An 18,201-nucleotide genomic window follows, 5' to 3' on the forward strand; every position below is an offset into this window, starting at 1 on the left:
ACTCGTCTAATTCAATTTGTTAATTTGATTTTGCGCCTGCTCAATTAAAAGTGAAGATTCATCACTTGTATTGATTGCTTTCAAAACCATTTCATCAATAATTTTTGCAATTGAAGTCCAGTTTTTATGTTGAGGAAGCATGTTGGCCACCTCATGTAATTTTTCTAATTTATGGTAGTAAGGTATAACTTCATTCACTTCCTGATCCTTCCATGTAGAGATCCGGCAACCGATTCCACCTTCCAGTGTGAGCAGTTTATCCTGCGCTACATCGGTTACAAATCTTAAGAAATCGTAAGCAATGTCTTTATGCTTACTGCCTTTTCCAATAGTGTAGAGCCAATAAACATTTAAAGATGCCGATGATTTTCCTGGACTGGCTGGCAACAACTCTACTCCTACCTTTCCTTTTACTTTTGAATGCGGATCTACTTCACACATCGCAGCGAAGCCAAACCAATTGATCATCATTGCAGCTTCGCCTTGTGAAAAAGCAGTTCCTGCGGCTACAGACTCAAATTCTCCGGATTTTGGATGAACAGCCGTTTTATCCTTTACAATTGATCGGTAGAAATCTAATCCATCTATAGCTGCCTGCGAATTGATTTGAATGGCACCATTTTTATCAATCAAAGATCCGCCCCTGGTCCATAGCTGCAGACAGAAATCAAAAACAGTGTTGTGTCCATCAGGATAGCAGGCAAAAACGCTCCCATAGCGCTGATCCTCCGGCCGATTGAAAAACCGGGCTACCTGGTGAAAATCTTCCCAGGTTTTTGGCACTTCCAGTGCTTTCCCATATTGTTTTAGATAGTTCGCCTGCTCTGTTTCACTTTCAAACCAGTCTTTCCTGTAAATAAGACATTCAGGTCCATCATGAAAGGGCAAGCCCACTACTTCCCATCCAAAACGTTGCAAAGACAGTAACGATTTGCTCCAGCCATTTGGAAAGTCTGCAGGTTTTTTAGTGTTGATATAAGGATTGAGTATTTCGAAAGCCTGATTTAAATAGCCTTCATAAACCCAGTCGGTGTTAATATGAGCAATATCGAAATCACCGTTGGCCAGGCCATTATGGGTGATGGTGGTTTTATAGAGCTCATGCAAATCCATAATGACCATTTCGAGTTTCAAATCACAGCCAGAAACCACACAAAACTGATCCCAGAATTTTTGCATGGCCGTTTCAAACGGACCGAATTTCCGAACAGCGATTTTGAAAGTATCTATTTGGTTAGGCATTAGCAATGGTTTTTTGCGTAATAAACTCTTTTATAATTTGCTCATTATCCTGGCCCAGTTTTGGTGAACCTTTTGCCGAAGTTAATAATTCTCCATCAATCCGAATCGGACATCGCGTAGTTTTATATTGATAACCATCAACCATCTCCACTTCCTGGATCATATTCAGCACTTTAAAGCCCTCATGATCCATCAGCGCATTCCAGTTTAATACATCTGCACACCAGATATCTGCCGGTTCAAGCTCCCCTAGCCATGCTTCGGTTGTACCCGTAAGTAAATGATCAGCTAAGATGGACTTAATTTCATCGCGTTTATCAAATGCTTCTTCGATCGTTTCATAATCTAAAAGCTTATCGCATCCAAGCAAACTTCCCAGCTGAGGGATAGATCCCATTGCCAATGCCAGATATCCATTCTCTGTTTGATAAATGCCATAAGGTGCACCAAGATAAGCGTTTGCGCTATTTTTTGCTGAGCGTTGCGGCAATTCTCCGCCATCATTCATAAAAGTGGTGATGGTTTCAAACTGAAAATCGTAGGCTGATTCCATCATGCTTACCTGCACAAAACCTCCTTCATTTTTAATGGCTTTGCGGTATAGGCAAGCTAGTAAACCTTGCGCTAAATGAGCACCTGCCAGCATATCTACAATTGATAAACCCATTGCCACGGGTCCGCTATCCGCATTGCCGGTTAAAGATGTTAAGCCCGTAACTGATTGTAGAAGTAAATCCTGTCCGGGTTTGTTACGCCACTCACCTTCCGTTCCGTAACCAGAAATTTCGCCATATATAATCGTTGGATTTAAAGCAATAACAGATGGATAATCGAAACCTAAACGCTCCATTACACCCGGACGGAAATTGTGAATCATGACATCAGCTTTTTTAAGCAACTCCCTGACCATTTCACAATCTTCTTCGGTTTTTAAATCGACTTCAAAACTTTCTTTATTTCTATTGATCGCATGAAAAACTGACGATTCTCCATTCATAATCAGGTTTGAGGTATAGAGCGTACGACAAATATCGCCAACACCCGAACGCTCGATTTTAATTACACGCGCGCCCATGTCGGCTAAGCGCAAGCTTGCAGATGGCCCTGAAAGGAACTGGCTGAAATCGATAACTAAATAATCTTCAAGCGGTTTCATAGTTATATGTATTTATTTTTAGTTGGTCAGGAAATATTTTCCTGACCATATTAACTGAGGATTTTAAATCCTCCAACGAAAAGTCGTGATTACAGACCCCGACTAACGCGCACCAATAATCTTCAGTCCGTTTCATAGTTTTATTTTTTTAGTTGGCCAAGAAATATTTTCCTGACCTTATTAACTGAGGATTTAAAATCCTCCAACGAAAAGCCGAGATTACAGACCCCGACTAACGCGCACAAATAATCTTCAGGCCGTTTCATTGTTTTATTTTTTTAGTTGGTCAGGAAATATTTTCCTGAACTTATAATAGAGGATTTAAAATCCTCAGAAATGGAAGTCGGGATTACAAATCCCGACTAACGAGAGGTTTCATAGTTTTTAGTTTTTAGTTTTTAGTTGGTCAGGAAATATTTTCCTGACCATATTAACTGAGGATTTTAAATCCTCCAACAAGAAGCCGAGATTACAAATCTCGATTCAATTTAAATTCGTTATTAATATCGTTAGTATTCAAACCTAATTTTGGAGCGGGTTTTGTCGCGAATAACTTTTGATGATCCAAACGAATCGGACTTACCGTCGTCTTCATTTTTTTGCCATCACCTATGTTCAACTCCTGCGCTATTTCAAGTTTTTTATACGTACTTAAGTTTGTTGCTGTTTGATAGTTTAATACTTCAGCACACCAGATCCCGTGGGTTTCCAGGAGATCAACCCAAATTTTATTGTTTTTTTGTTTAAATGTTTCTGCTAGGCGCACGATTAATTTATCGCGGTTTTCAAATGCCGAATTTGCTTCCACATATAAATCGGCAATATTACAATTGATGATCGCACAAATGTTTGGCAGATTTCCCATCGCCATGGCAATATAACCATCATTAGTTTCGTACATGCCATAAGGCGCACTCAGATAAGCATGTGCGCTGCCTTTTGCGCTGCTCCGGTCTGGTAATTTACCGCCATCGTTCAGGTAAGTCGTCAATACTTCAAACTGAACATCTAAAATGGATTCAAGCAAACTTACCTCAACCAAAACACCCTTCCCTGTTTTTGCTCTTTTGATTAATGCAGCCATAATGCCCTGTGCGAGGTGGTTTCCACACATAATATCAGAAACTGATAATCCAAATGGAACTGGTCCATCGGTATCTACACCGGATAAAAATGTTAAACCAGAGACGGCCTGAACCAATAAATCCTGTCCTGGTTTATATTTCCAGGGACCTTCATTTCCGTAACCCGTAACCATTCCGTAAATAATTTTTGGATTGATATTTTGAACGTTCGGATAGTCTAAGCCAATTTTCTCCATCACACCAGGGCGAAAATTATGTGTCATCACATCTGCTTTACTGATCAGCTTTTTTAATTTTTGCAAATCGTCTGGATTTTTTAAATCTGCAGCATAACTTTCTTTGTTTCTATTGATGGTATGAAACAGTAGACTGTCTTCATCCACAAACAGATTTTTAATGGATAATTGACGACAGGCATCGCCAGTTTGAGGTCGCTCAATTTTAATTACACGGGCACCCAAATCAGCCAGTTTTAATCCGGCAGACGGCCCTGCCAGAAATTGGCAAAACTCTAAAACTAAAAGTCCTTCCAGGGGCTTGTTCATAATCATACTAAGCTTTTAGATTTGCGATATAATTCATTCATTTCCATCAGCACTTGCTTCTCATCTCCTCCATTCATGAGGTAATCCCTCACCACATCGCCTGCATGATCCTGAAAATACATAGAACCGTGGTACCTTGGTCGAAGAAATGCCCGTTGTAAAGCAGGTAAGGTATTTATAAAATAGTTTTTGCTCTGGCGGTTTACTTCTTCATTTTTCCATGCGGTTAAATGGCCGGGCTGACCACCACTCTCGAAAAACAAGGTAGCTTGGCAAGCGGGTGAGCCCACAAACTCCACATATTTTGCAGCCAGATCTAGCTCCTCGCACTTCGAAGAAATGGCCAGGCCTGTACCGCCCAGGGTGCTTCTTAAATTTGTTTCTCCATCTAATGAAATCATATCGTGGAAATGCAATACTTTGCGTGCATAGCCCGTTCTTGAATAGTTTGAATACCCGTAAGCAAAAGGGCAATAAGCAATTGCATCGGTTAATGTCATTGCTTCATACACCTGAATCGGGTTTCTATTATAGTTAGCCGGATCGATTTTTGAAGACAATTCACGGTACATTTGCAATGCGTTGATACCAACATCCTGAGATACAACTTCATCATCATTTTGGCAAGGATCTTCACCTAATGAGCAGCAAAGCGTATAGAAATTCATCAAAACATCTATCGCGATGCCTGCAAAACCAACTAAACCTTTATCGGCTAAGCTTAACAGATCATCGAAAGAAGTTGGCAGTTGCAGACCTTTTTCTGCAAGTAAATCTGGTCTTGATGCGGCTACAGGTGTTGCAGCATCAATTGGAAGCGCCCATAAGTGTTCGTCATATAAATAGCTTTCGTAAGATAGGCCAACTGAATTCCTTTCCTGATCGCCTAGAAAGTCATCTGACAGATAAAAATCCAGTGGAACTATGGATTTGGTTTTGGCTGCAAATCCAGCCCAGGGATGATCGATTACCAGCAAATCGAACCGTTCAGCTAGTTCCTGGATAGAGAAATCTGCAAATTGTTGCAAACTTCGCTTCTCCCAGGTAATGTGAACGTTTGGGTACAACTCCGTAAACCGTTGCGCCGTTGCCACCATAGGCAAAAGCCCACGACTGTGGTTCCAGGTTATTCCTTTTAAGTTAATTGTCTTCTCCACTTTATTTTCTTCTTTATCTAGTAGTTGGTGTCTCCACCGACCGTAGTTTTTTTAATTAATTTCGGTTGGCGAGACACCAACCATATTCCCAAACATATTGGCTGTGACGGGCTAAATGATACGGCCTATTTCTTGCTTCTTTTTCATTTAACCCTTCCAGTTTTTACTATAATCGTGGCCGAAGCCAATCCTTTAGCTGTCGCTTTAAATTTAATTGTTCCTTCCTTTTCAGTCGATTGCAATATGGCCAAACATAAACCATGAAATGCTCTTCTATAATTAGCTTTAAAAGGCTCCAGACTGGCCTGAAAGCCATTATCTACACCAGCAATAAATCCATTTCCTTCCACATCAAAATTGATTAGATGATCAGCATTGGGCACTACGTTTCCGGCAGCATCTAAAATCCGAACCGTAATGAACGATAAATCTTTTCCATCCGCTTTAATCTGACTTCGATCGGCAATCAACTCAATTTTTGCAGGCGTCCCGGCAGTTTTCACCTCGCGGATCAATACATCTTTTCCATTTTTACGTGAAACGGCTTTCAATGTTCCAGGCTCAAAGGGTACATTCCAAAGGATATGCAAATCATCATTCAGCTTTGATTTTTTACCCAAAGATTTTCCATTTAAGTACAGTTCTACTTCGTCGGCATTGTTATAATATGCCCAAACTTCGACCGACTTTCCTTGTTCCCAGTTCCAATGAGGTAAAATGTGAAGAACGGGTTTATCCGTCCACTCGCTTTCATACATGTAATAAGAATCTTTCGGGAATCCGGCCAAATCGACTATACCAAAATAAGAACTTCTGGCTGGCCATGGGTAAGGCAGTGGTTCGCCGAGGTAATCGAAGCCTGTCCAAACGAATAAACCAGAAACATGACCATATTTCTTCGCTTCTTTCCAGGTTTCTTCATGTGTTGAACCCCAATAGGCAGAAACATTATCATAAGAAGAAGCCGACCACTCCTTATTTCCTTCCGTAAATTTTGTTTTGCCATCTTTTGGCCAGCGGCGAATGGTATCTGCAGTATCATAAAATCCCCTGGTTTCTAATGCTGAGGTGGTTTCTGTAGCTAAAAATTTTACACCGGGATAATCTTTTGGGAAGTCTTTATATAACTCATGATTGTAATTCAAACCATAAACATCAAGCGCATTGGCCTGATAAATAAAGTTCTTTTCGGCCTTAGTTTCTGTTAAAGCTGAAATCACCGGGCGGGTTTTATCAAGGCTTTTAACTATTGAAACCAATTCTCTTGTAATGTCAACTCCGGTACTGTCAAACTGTTCGCGAATTTCGTTGCCAATGCTCCAAAGAATAATTGAAGGATGATTCCGATCGCGAAGGATCATATCTTCCAGATCTCGTTTATGCCATTCCGGAAAATTTAGGTGGTAGTCATTTTTTGTCTTCTTTTTCGCCCACATGTCGAAGGCTTCATCCATTACCAGGAAACCCATTTTATCGCAAAGATCCAGGAACTCTGGCGCTGGTGGATTATGCGCTGTTCGAATGGCATTTACGCCCATTGCCTTCATGATTTCCAGCTGGCGTTCCATTGCACGGACATTCACCGCCGCACCTAATGCACCCAAATCGTGATGGAGACAAACACCCAGAATTTTCATCGGTTGCCCGTTTAATGAAAAACCTCTTACGGCATCAAATTGAAAACCACGAATACCAAACCGAGTTTCGTAGCGATCAATCAATTTATTATTCTGCAGCACCTGGGTCTGCAATCTGTATTGTTTAGAATTAGTTACAGACCAAAGTATCGGATTATTAATTTCACTTTGAATGGTAACCGTTTTTCCAGAAGTATCTATTTTAGTGGCTTCAGTTTTGGTTTTAAGCACCAATTTCCCATTGGGATCATAAACAGAATGAACCAATACTACCGACTGCGATTGAAGTGTTTTATTGTTGATTTGCGTTTCTATATTTACTTTACCAGATTGATCTGCAGAAACAAATGTCCCCCACTTCGCTACAGAAATTTTAGCAGATGAGGTTAACCAAACATTTCGGTAGATCCCCGATCCGGAATACCAACGGGAATCTGGCTGGGCTGAATTATCAACTTTAACGGCGATGAGATTTTTTCCGGTTTTTAAATATTTACCAATCTCATGGGAAAAAGAACTATAGCCATAAGGTCTTTTTCCCAGATATTTTCCATTGATCCAAACCTCACTGTTTTTATAAACGCCATCAAACTCTATCGTGATTATTCTATTTGTGAAGTTTACCGGCGCTGTAAATTCTTTCCTATACCAACCAATCCCGGTGGGTAAGCCCCCGCCTTCTGGTTTTGCAGGATTCTTTTCATCAAATTTCCCTTCGATGCTCCAATCGTGTGGCAAAGTTAATTTTCGCCATTTTGTATCCGTAAAGGCAGGTGATTTCGCTCCCGGTTCATCGCCCAGATAGAATTTCCAGCCTTTGTTAAAGCTAATTTTGGTGCGGGATTCTACGGCCCTCATCATTGCCTGGCTAGATTCGTGTGAACTGAAGTAATCTGGTTTGGCAACTGAGCTAGCTACGTGCTTGGCAATGACGATGCCTGATGCCTCGCAATGACTTAACGCAATAAAAACTAAAAGCGTTAAACTAAAAATTCCATATATAAACTGAGACCTCTTCATGCTAATTCTTCGTTTCACTTACAAAATTCACTTTACTGATTCCCAAATCTTTTGATGTTGCTACGGCAATTCCCCTTTGATCTTGTTTATTTACTGCGCAATAAAAGTGATAAACCACGCCCTTATATTTTAATACGAAAGATTTGTGCGCATAAAGTTCATCGTATTTTTCTGATGATTCTATTAGGTTATCTCCTGTCCAGTCGGTCCAGTTTACCAGGTCTTTTGAAACAGCAAAACGGTTAAAAGAACCATTTCGATCTTGCCAGAAAGCACCAAAATAAAACATTACATAATGGTTTCCGATCTGCTGGATCACGGCATCTCCGGTAATTCCGGCGGGATGATGCACAACCGGATTGTTCTTAAAACGCTTCCAGTGCACCATATCATCTGAAACGGCCATCCCAATTCGTTCATACCAGCGCGTTTTTTTATTGTTCACCAATGAATCGCCCACCGCATTGTAATACATCACAAAACGATGTCCTGTAAGTCTTTTTTTATCTTCGATCACCGTACTTTTAAAAAGCTTATTCCGATTTTCCCACCAACGTACATCAGCATCTAATGAAGTTAATACCGGCGTTTCCAACCTTTTCCATTCTTGCGCAAAAGATGGATGCTGACTGGTGTATGCCATTCCAATAGATAATGGCTCAACTTCGTAACCTTTTTCCTTACCGCCGAAATACGACATCCAGTATTTACCGTCAAACTGATTTACAGCATAGCTTCCACCCCATTTTATATCCAACAAGGCATTGTACCCGGCTTTCTGATTATCGTCCCATTGACCACTATCATTAAAAGACATTATTTTACCTTGATTTTCCCAATGCAGTAAATCTTTACTTTTTGCTAAGCAGGTTTCATAACCACGACCGCTAAAAATAAGATAAGTCATGTACCAATCTTTTCCTTTTTTAAAGATGGTCGGACAATCCATTTTATGTTCTTTATCTTCAGGAACCATCACCAAACCATATTTATATGGTGTTTTAACTTTCTGATAGATCTTCTGCATTTCCACAGGCGGGATCAATCCATCCTGTGCTACAGCAGTGGTTACAGAAAAAACAAGTAATATATAGCCCCAAATCGCTTTCATCTTAATTGACTTTGAATTTGTAAGCGCCTGAACCGATTGCAACCTTTGCTTTTCCATTTTTATTACCAAGCATTTTGAACCCAATATGATTGGCTTCAGAAACAGTTTGATTTTCTGCTGCAGGAAGATAAACTGTTGCAGTGGTATTAACTGGAATTTTTACATCGAGTTCAAATCCATCCGCAGTTTTTCTCCAATCAGTGGCAATTTTACCGTAGGGAGAATCATATTCGGTTTGTGCAAAAGTTAAATCACCAACCACCTCCGGCGCAATGCTAATCCTGTTAAAAGCTACTGAATTTTCGTCCTGCCGGATACCGCCCACGCCACTATAAAACCATTCCATTAAATGGCCAAGCATAAAATGGTTGTTCGAAACTGTTGGCAATGCGGCCCAGCTTTCTGTTAAAGCAGTTGCACCTTTGGCAATTTGCATACCATATCCTGGCACATCAGACCGACTATTCATGTCGAAAATCACATCAGATCTTCCAGCCTCTTCGAGTACACGAAGTACGTAACGATACCCAATGTCTCCGGCTGTTAATCCATTATTCTTCGCTCTGATATCTTTCACGAGGTTTTCGATTACCGCATCTTTATCTTTTTCTTCAACTAAACCCATATAAATAGCCATAGCATTTGCTGCCTGACTGCCTGAACCGTATTGTTTGGTTTTAACATTAAAGAACTTATTATTAAATGCTTTCTTTACGGCTTGAGCAAGGTTTAAATATAAAGTGGCATCAGTTTTCTTCCCTAATAGTGTAGCAATTTTCTCCATTATTTTCAGATCGTAATAATAGATGGCGGTAGCTGTTATGCCCATTGGCGTAAGTTGTGAAACCCCAGGCGGATTCGGGCCAAGGTCGTACCAGTCGCCCAATCCCTGCGATAAAATATGTTGATTTGCTTTCTTGCTTAAATAGTTAATATAACGCTGCATGGCAGGATAATTATCTACAAGTGCTTGTTGATCGCCATAATATTGATACAAATCCCAAGGTACCAGAATGCTGCTGCTCCCCCACTCCGGCGAATCGCGAAACATATCGCCTCCCCATTCGAACTTTACATATTCAGGCGCAATTTCAGGTACCAATCCACTTTCCAGTTGAGAATTCCGCATATCTACCGTAGCTTTTCGAAACAATGGCGCCGCAGCATAATTGTAGTTTACCGATTTGCCCATTAAATGCAATTGCTCGAGCCAACCTAGCTTTTCGCGGTGCGGACAATCTGTAAATACACTCATCATATTGCTTTTTATTGACCAATCGATCAAGGTAAAAGTCTTATTGAAAAGTTCATTTGACGATTTAAATGTCCCGATCTTTTCTGCGGCATTACGGATGTGCAAGGCCTTCAAATCTTCAATTATAGCTACTCTGTCCTTATTTTCCTTACCTGCCGGAACACCTCCTTTAACCTGAAGATAACGGAAACCCGTATAGAAAAATTTCGGCCGCCAGGTTTCTGTTCCTTCGCCCTTTAAAATGTAAGTGAAATAAGATGGCCCGCCAATGTTCTTCTGCGTTACCGTACCATTAGCCTTCAATAACTCTGCAGGAGTAATGCGGATGGTATCGCCTTTTTTACCACGAACTTTCAGCTCGATAATTGCAGCGGAATTCTGACCTAGATCGTAAACCCAATCTTTTTCAGCAGTTATGGTAATGCTTTTAGGAATGAAAGTTTCAAATACTTTTACCGGAGCTTCTTTCTGCGCATGGAGCTTTGGACCATTCACAATGATTGCTGTTTTCCAGCTTCCATCATCAAAATTCACTGTATTCCAGCCTTTTTGTTCCAGATTTGCGTTGTAATCTTCCCCTCCATAAATGCTCGAAAAAATAACGGGTGACGGTGCAGTCTTCCAGGTTTCATCACTTACCAAATCTTTCGATGTTCCATCGGTATATTCGATTTTAAGGCGACAAATCATTTTCGGATAACCAAATGCCGATTTCAATTTTCTGTACCTGCCTTTTACCGGGGGAACATAGTAAAAGCCATTTCCAAGCATCACGCCTACTGCGTTGGCTCCTTTTTTTAATTGTGCTGTGATATCATAGGTAACATATAAGGCTTCTTTATCGTACTTGGTCCAGCCTGGGGCGAGTAAGTCATTTCCAACTTTGGTTCCGTTCAAGCTCAATTCAAAATGGCCAAGACCAGAAATAAAAGCCGTAGCACTTTTTATGGCTTTAGTAAGCACAAAAGCTTTCCTAAACATAGGAAGCACATTGTTGGTATTAAATTTATCCTTTTTCCCATCGGTTGGCAACAGGTTCACATTTGAATCGGCTAATTTTTCATAAGCAATCCATTTTGCACCTATCCAATCACTGGCATTTATTAAACCCATTTGAAAGAAAGCGGGTTTACTCCAGTCAGAAGCCTGGCCTGTTTGATTCCAGACCTTCACTTTCCAGTAATATTTCTGGCTAGCTTGTAATTTTTCGCCTAGATATTGAACCTGAATAGATTGGCTTGAAGTCACTTTTTTGCTATCCCAGATATCGCCAAGGTTTTGATCGAGTTTCTTAGCATTGCTGGCAACCAAAATTTGATAGGCAGTCTGCGTTACATAGTGTTGATTTGATTGCAACTTCCAACTTAAATTTGGAGTATTAATGTCTATTCCGATAGGATTAGTTAGATAGGCACAGGTTAATTGAGCAACCTGAATATCTTGCGCAGACAGCGAAATGCTGATCGAAAATAGCCAGGAAAAGAAGAAAATTCTGCTCATTTTTTGATGTTTAACGCCACGTTACCTATTTCACGCAGAGCAATAATAATTTGGGTTTATAAATGGTTATTGATACCTTGAAGCAGAAAAAGAATCCATTTTCAAAACGAAGCAATGAATTTATATTCCGCCGCAGCATCAATTCAAATATAAATGTTTTTTTTAAATATGAAAACATATCTTCGTATTTAAATTAATACAAAATGTTGTAAGTGATAAATATGAATGCATTTTGTATGTTTGGAATTGTAAAAAAACTGCTACAGCCAAATTTAAACCAGTATGAACGAAAAAGAATCGAAATATCAGGCACCAGCTTTGGATAAAGGCCTGGATATATTGGAATATTTATCAGCACAATCTATCCCCCTTTCTCAAACAGAAATAGCTGTAGGCATTGAAAAAACACCCAACGAAATTTATCGGATGCTGATGAGTCTGGAGAGTCGTGGTTATATTTTGCGTGATGAAGTTTCGGGGAAATATCGTTTATCATTGAAGCTATTTTACCTTTCTCACCGCCATTCCCCGATTGATGAGTTACGTAAGGCGGCACAGTTTCCGCTGGAAGAACTGGCAAATACCATTCGCCAATCGTGCCACCTGAGTATTTTATACATGAACCAGGTGATGGTGATTATCCATGCGAAAAGCCCCGGGCCGATTGCGCTTTCTATTGAGGAAGGTAATTTATTTCCTTTGCCCATAACCGCATCCGGAAAGGTTTTATTGGCTTATATGCCGGAAGACGAGCGAGCTGTAACGTTAAAAAACAATTCGATTTATAAAAAATACGCAAAACCTCAACAAGAAGATTTTCTGATCTCCCTTAACCACATTCAGCAAAATGGCTCTTATGTTAAAAACAGCGATTCTGTGTCTGGTGTAACCGATATTTCAGTACCCGTGGGGCTGGCGAGTAACAATGGCATCATCGCTTGCTTAACTATTTCCATGTTAAATGCATTAAATACTGACACAGCGATTGAAAATGAGGTAATTCTCGCCGAAGCTTACAAATGTGTCAAAAAGATTGAGCAAAGGATTGGCGTTTAGACCACCAACCCCTGAAGGGGGCTTTTGATTTTTTATAGTTCATAAAAGGTTTTCATTTCTCTATCGGTTTGGTGTCTTATCCGGCTTGCGCTCGTTTCCTAACGAGTGCATAAATAACTTTACGATTTTATCGTTTATAAACGACAAACTATCTAACGCTCGTTTGAAACGAGCGTTAGCATATGTCTCCGGCTTGCGCTCGTTTCCCAACGAGCGCATAAATAACTTTACGATTTTATCGTTTGCAAACAACAAACTATTCAACGCTCGTTTGAAACGAGCGTGAGCTTCTGTTTAGGCTTGCGTTCGTTTTCCCCAGTGCACAAATAACTTTACGGTTTAAGTCGTTTGAAAACGACAAATTATTCAACGCTCGTTTGAAACGAGCGTTAGCATATGTCTCCGGCTTGCGCTCGTTTCCTAACGAGTGCATAAATAACTTACGATTTATATCGTTTGCAAACGACTAGCTATTAAACGCTCGTTTGAAACGAGCGCATAAATAACTTTACGATTTTATCGTTTGAAAACGATCAAACTATTCAGCGCTCGTTTGAAACGAGCGTGAGCATATGTCTCCGGCTTGCGCTCGTTTCCCAATGAGCGCACAAATAACTCTACGATTTTATCGTTTGCAAACGACTAGCTATTCAACGCTCGTTTGAAACGAGCGTGAGCTTCTATTAGGCCTGCGCTCGTTTCCTAACGAGCGCACAAATAACTTGACGATTTTATCGTTTGCAAACGACAAATTATTCAACGCTCGTTTGAAGCTAGCTTGAGCTTATGTTTCGGCTCGCGCTCTTTTCCAAACGATTGCACAAATAACTTTACTATTTTATCATTTGAAAACGACAAACTATTCAACGCTCGTTTGAAACAAGCGTGAGCTCCTGTAGGCTTGCGCTCGTTTCCTAACGAGCGCACAAATAACTCTACGATTTTATCGTTTATAAACGACTAGCTATTAAACGCTCGTTTGAAAAGAGCGTGAGCTTCGGTTAGGCTTGCGCTCGTTCCCCAACGAGTGCACAAATAACTTTACGCTTTTATCGTTTGAAAACAACAAACTATTCAACGCTAGTTTGAAACGAGCGTTAGCATATGTCTCCGGCTTGCGCTCGTTTCCCAACGAGCGCACAAATAACTTTACGATTTTATCGTTTATAAATAACTAGCTATACAACGCTCGTTTGAAACGAGCGTGAGCTTCTGGTCGGCTTGCGCTCGTTTCCTAACGAGCGCAGAAATAACGCTACGATTTTATCGTTTGAAAACAACAAACTATTCAACGCTCCTTTGAAACGAGCGTGAGCTTATGTTTAGGCCTGCGGCTTGTGCTCGTTTCCCAATGAGCGCACAAATAACTTTACGATTTTATCGTTTGAAAACGACAAATTATTCAACATTTTATCGTTTGAAAACGACAAATTATTCAACATTTTATCGTTTATAAACGACAAACTATTCAACGCTCGTTTGAAACGAGCGTGAGCTTCTGTTTATTACCCCGAATACCTCACATTGTAATCCTTACCTTTTTCAATCAACACCTCATAAATTCCTTTTGAAACCTCTTTCACTTCCGCATCTTTTACCACTGGTTTGGTTTTACTTTTTATCTTTAGTCTACCTACTCCTGTTGCCGAAGAAACTTTGATTTCTTTCTTATTTATGTAGACTGAAATATTTCCATTAGCGGTTGGCACTTTACCTTCCATCCATTCCAGGCCACCAAGGTTCGGCTGAATAGTGTAGGTTTCATAGCCAGGCGCATTCGGACTAACGCCCAGATAATATTTTCCTAACAGGTAAATCGGACTGGCACCCCATGCATGGCAGAGGCTCTTGCCAAAAGGTCGCCCGTACATTTCAAGATGCTCCACACCTTTCTTATCAGGATTGTATTCCTCCCAGAAGGAAGTAGCCCCAAGTTTAAGCATGCCACCCCAATAGCTTTTCATTTCTTTAAGCACATAGGATTGCTCGCCCATGGCGCACAAGGCTTCCAGTTCGTAAAAACGCATATACGGCGTAGTAATTTTAGCAATTTTATCATTTAACAACACATGTTCTTTTACAGCCAGCTTTTGTTCAGGCGTAAAGTAATCGAAGAAAATGCCAAACATATTAGCGTAACGAGTAACATTGTCTGTGGGCTGATCTGCAATCCTGCTGTGAACCAACGCATTTTTATTCTGATTCCAGTACAGGTCAAAAATTTTGGTTTTTAAAGCTTTCGCATCTTGATCGTATTTCGCGGCGTTGGCTGTATCATTGGCTAAATTGGCACATAACGCCATAGTTTCTAAACTTCTGGCATAGAGCAACTGTTCAAAACTTACTTCTCCATCTTTACTCAATTTATCTGCCCAATCAATAAAAATCCAGTCACCGGGCATCCACTCCAACAGGCCGTTTTTATTTTTCCTTCCGTCTATGTAAGTCATGAGCGACTGCATTCTCGGGTAAATATCCTGCACAAACTTTTTATCTCCCGTGAATTTGTAATAGTCGTAGATCCCCAGAAACCAATAAAAGGAATAATCCATAATGGTGTTAATGTGTGCGGTAACCGGATCTTTTCCGCGTTGGGCAAGCAAAGTTCTTTTTACCGTGGGGGCGTCAAAAAACGAGTAATAATTCATCAGGTAACTTTGGTAGGCATCTCCGCTCCAAACCCACCGATCGCGTTTAATTCCATCAATAAAAAACTCCCGGGTGTTGAGATGAAAAGTATATTTCGCAACATCATAAATTTTATTCAATTCTGCATCTGAAGATTTAAAGCTTCCACGCTCAGTTACAGGCGAATATTCATAAAGCATAGAGATAGAATCGGCAGTTACAGCGTTATCTGCCTGAATATTTACAAACCGGAAAGCCTTCGAAAGAGGCATAATGGAGTCTTTCTTGTTGGCTAAATTTACCTCAAGGTAATCCAGCGTTTCGCATTTATCTATAGATAAGGATTCTTCTTTCGATTCTCCATAATAGAGGCTCAATTTTCCTTTACCCTTCAATCCATGCACTTTAATAAAGCCAAAAGTCTCTTTTCCAAAGTCTGCAACGTAACCATTTCCAGCTTGTTCTTTCTTAACAGCATATTGAGCAACTACGGGAAGCTTAAATGTTGATGGCAAAACATTCGGATCAGATAAATTCCAGGAGCCTGCTGAAACGAAAGTAGTTCCTGATTTATCGGATACCTTACCACTTTGATCGATCCACTCTTTATCTTCAAAAGTGGTTAGCCATGTATCGTCAGAAACAATGGTTTTGCCTTGTACAAAAATTGCGGGTACTGTTCCCTGACTATAAACTTTCAAACTCAATTTATGCTTACCTGCCGGAATGTTGATCGTTTTAGGGAAACCCGTAATGGCTTGTCCATCTATTTTAACATGATAGGTTCCTTCAACAAAAAGTCTCACTTCTTCTGGTTGGCTCAACGTAAATTCCTTGTGAAAATCAACCAGCACGTAATGACTATCCATCTTCCAGAAGACAGGAAAAAAAGATCCACGTTCTGTTCTCCGATTCTGCATTACATTACTCATATAGATATCGAAATCGCCTGGATACCAGATCCATGATGCTTTTTGTGCGAAAACTGGCAGCATCGAAAAAGTCAGGATGGATAGCAAAATTATTTTTTTTAAGTTTTTCATATGGTTAAGATTAAGCAAAGGATCATTAATATTATTTTCATCCAACTTCGGATTTCCAACGCTAGACTATTTTCAATGTCCGTTAAAGAATAAGTAAAGAGCAACCATCACTACTGCCAGGGCTGTCCAGGAGATCCAAACCATTCGATCGGGTTTTTCAATATTAGCCTGGTGTTCGTTATTTATTTCGTAGAAACTTGGGCTTCGATCTAAAACTGAGATCAGAATAGCGGCAATCAGCAGTACTGCAAAAACGTAAAAAGATAACATCAGATAATGTGGCCAGAAGGTATACTCATTAGATGGCAGAATCCACAGATAGGTAACACCGATGCCTAAACTCAAAATAGAGCCAATGGATAAGGTGAAGTTCACTGCTTTCCGGGTTGTTTTCTTCCAAAATACGGTTAATAAAAACACCACTGAAAGCGGCGGCGCGATGAAACCTAAAACCGACTGAAAAACGTCGAAAAGATTTAGCCCCTTAATGTTATCAATTGCAAGCACTACAATTACGGCAAAAATACACCCTGCTACGACAGTGAGGCGCCCCACGTTGATAATCTGTTTGTTGGTAGCTTGTGGATTGATTTTTTTAACGTACACATCCATCGTAAAAACGGTACTTAATGAATTTAAAGAGGAGCCAATCGTTCCCACTAAAACAGCAATTAAAACCACAATGACTAAGCCATTCATCCCCGGTGGAAAAAGGTTGGTTACCATAGTCATGTACGCCTCGTTTGGATCTTTCAAGTTCGGAAACAGCACATAACACAAAATCCCGGTAACGATAAATAATGGTAGGGAAAGCAGTTTCAGCCAGCCAATGAAACTTACACCTAGCTGGCCTTGCTTTAAGTTTTTAGCACCCAAAACAGATTGAACCATCGACTGATCGGTACAGAAAAAGGCCACTGCTGCGACTGGATAACCCAGTAGAATAGCATACCATGGATATTTTGGATCGCTGGCAGGATGAATCAGGTTCCAGAAATGACCTGGTGTTTTTTCGTATAATGCAGAGATGCCACCCACTTTGTGTAAACCTAAGAGTGTGAGGGATAACGACACCGCGATAAGTAAAATCATTTGGAAAACGTTCACCTTTGCAATGGCTTTTAAACCACCAAAGAAGGTAAATAAACCTGCAAATGCAACCAGAACTGTAACGGATTGCCACATCGGGATGCCTAAAATTTGCCTGACTAAAAAGCCACCTGCAAACAAACCGAGCGACAGCCAGGAGATTAAAATCTTCACTAGTGCATACCATGCTAAAATATTTTGGGTAGAATCGCCATAACGGTTGCCCATAAATTCTGGCATGGTGCTTACTTTAGCCGCAAGGTATTTTGGGGCGAAAACGATGGCCAGCAAAAATAAAAATATGAAGGCATACCAGTCGAAGTTAACCGCAACAATACCCGTTGTGTAGCCGATACTAGCAAAGGCAAGTAACATTGAGGGGCCCACATTTGTGCCCCACATATTGAAACCAATGCTTGCCCAGCCAAGTGATTTATTGGCTAAAAATAGTGTTTCGTCTTTATCTGTTGATTTTGAAAAACTGGCTCGATAGCCGATAAATATCAAAATGATGAGGTAAACCACCACGATCAGGTAATCTAAACTGGTTAAACGTTCTACAATGTTTCCCATTGATTATTTGGTTAGTTTTATTTATTTATTAGTTATTCTTTTTCTTGCCATCCTTGGGAGATACAAAATAATCCCAATACGATCGTTATCCCAGAGTTTCAGGG

Annotated in this window: 10 protein-coding genes; 1 reads left to right on the plus strand and 9 read right to left on the minus strand. The window is 40.3% G+C overall.

Features of this window, described 5'->3' with window-relative positions; all coding sequences use genetic code 11:
* Positions 1-6: 6 nt before the first annotated feature.
* The 7 genes from SOM16_RS15425 to SOM16_RS15455 all read right to left on the minus strand — a co-directional run bounded on the left by SOM16_RS15425 (position 7) and on the right by SOM16_RS15455 (position 11,708).
* Complete coding sequence (locus tag SOM16_RS15425) at positions 7-1,242, minus strand: extracellular solute-binding protein (protein ID WP_320464892.1); 1,236 nt, start codon at positions 1,240-1,242, stop codon at positions 7-9.
* Positions 1,235-2,398 (minus strand): CaiB/BaiF CoA-transferase family protein, encoded by a 1,164-nt coding sequence (locus SOM16_RS15430; RefSeq protein WP_320464893.1) that lies wholly within the window; start codon positions 2,396-2,398, stop codon positions 1,235-1,237. Before SOM16_RS15430 ends, SOM16_RS15425 begins: the two co-directional genes overlap by 8 nt.
* Before the next feature lie 469 nt (positions 2,399-2,867).
* Positions 2,868-4,028 (minus strand): CoA transferase, encoded by a 1,161-nt coding sequence (locus SOM16_RS15435; protein ID WP_320464894.1) that lies wholly within the window; start codon positions 4,026-4,028, stop codon positions 2,868-2,870.
* Positions 4,029-4,030: 2 nt separating this feature from the next.
* Positions 4,031-5,185, minus strand: a complete 1,155-nt coding sequence (locus SOM16_RS15440; RefSeq protein ID WP_320464895.1) for an ABC transporter substrate-binding protein — start codon at positions 5,183-5,185, stop codon at positions 4,031-4,033.
* Between the two features lie 143 nt (positions 5,186-5,328).
* Positions 5,329-7,842, minus strand: a complete 2,514-nt coding sequence (locus SOM16_RS15445; RefSeq protein WP_320464896.1) for a glycoside hydrolase family 2 TIM barrel-domain containing protein — start codon at positions 7,840-7,842, stop codon at positions 5,329-5,331.
* 1 nt (position 7,843) lies between these two features.
* Complete coding sequence (locus SOM16_RS15450) at positions 7,844-9,010, minus strand: glycosylase (protein ID WP_320464897.1); 1,167 nt, start codon at positions 9,008-9,010, stop codon at positions 7,844-7,846.
* Positions 8,955-11,708 (minus strand): family 78 glycoside hydrolase catalytic domain, encoded by a 2,754-nt coding sequence (locus SOM16_RS15455; RefSeq protein ID WP_320464898.1) that lies wholly within the window; start codon positions 11,706-11,708, stop codon positions 8,955-8,957. Before SOM16_RS15455 ends, SOM16_RS15450 begins: the two co-directional genes overlap by 56 nt.
* 282 nt (positions 11,709-11,990) lie before the next feature.
* Here SOM16_RS15455 and SOM16_RS15460 point away from each other — a divergent pair, with 282 nt between their 5' ends.
* Positions 11,991-12,764 (plus strand): IclR family transcriptional regulator, encoded by a 774-nt coding sequence (locus tag SOM16_RS15460; protein WP_320464899.1) that lies wholly within the window; start codon positions 11,991-11,993, stop codon positions 12,762-12,764.
* 1,505 nt (positions 12,765-14,269) lie between these two features.
* Here SOM16_RS15460 and SOM16_RS15465 read toward each other — a convergent pair.
* A complete protein-coding gene (locus tag SOM16_RS15465) occupies positions 14,270-16,435 on the minus strand; it encodes an alpha-L-rhamnosidase C-terminal domain-containing protein (protein ID WP_320464900.1) in 2,166 nt (721 codons plus the stop codon).
* 72 nt (positions 16,436-16,507) lie between these two features.
* Positions 16,508-18,097, minus strand: a complete 1,590-nt coding sequence (locus SOM16_RS15470; RefSeq protein ID WP_320464901.1) for a sodium:solute symporter family transporter — start codon at positions 18,095-18,097, stop codon at positions 16,508-16,510.
* Between the last annotated feature and the right edge of the window lie 104 nt (positions 18,098-18,201).

Origin of the sequence: Pedobacter sp. CFBP9032 (assembly GCF_034045265.1) — a bacterium.
Lineage (GTDB): Bacteria > Bacteroidota > Bacteroidia > Sphingobacteriales > Sphingobacteriaceae > Pedobacter.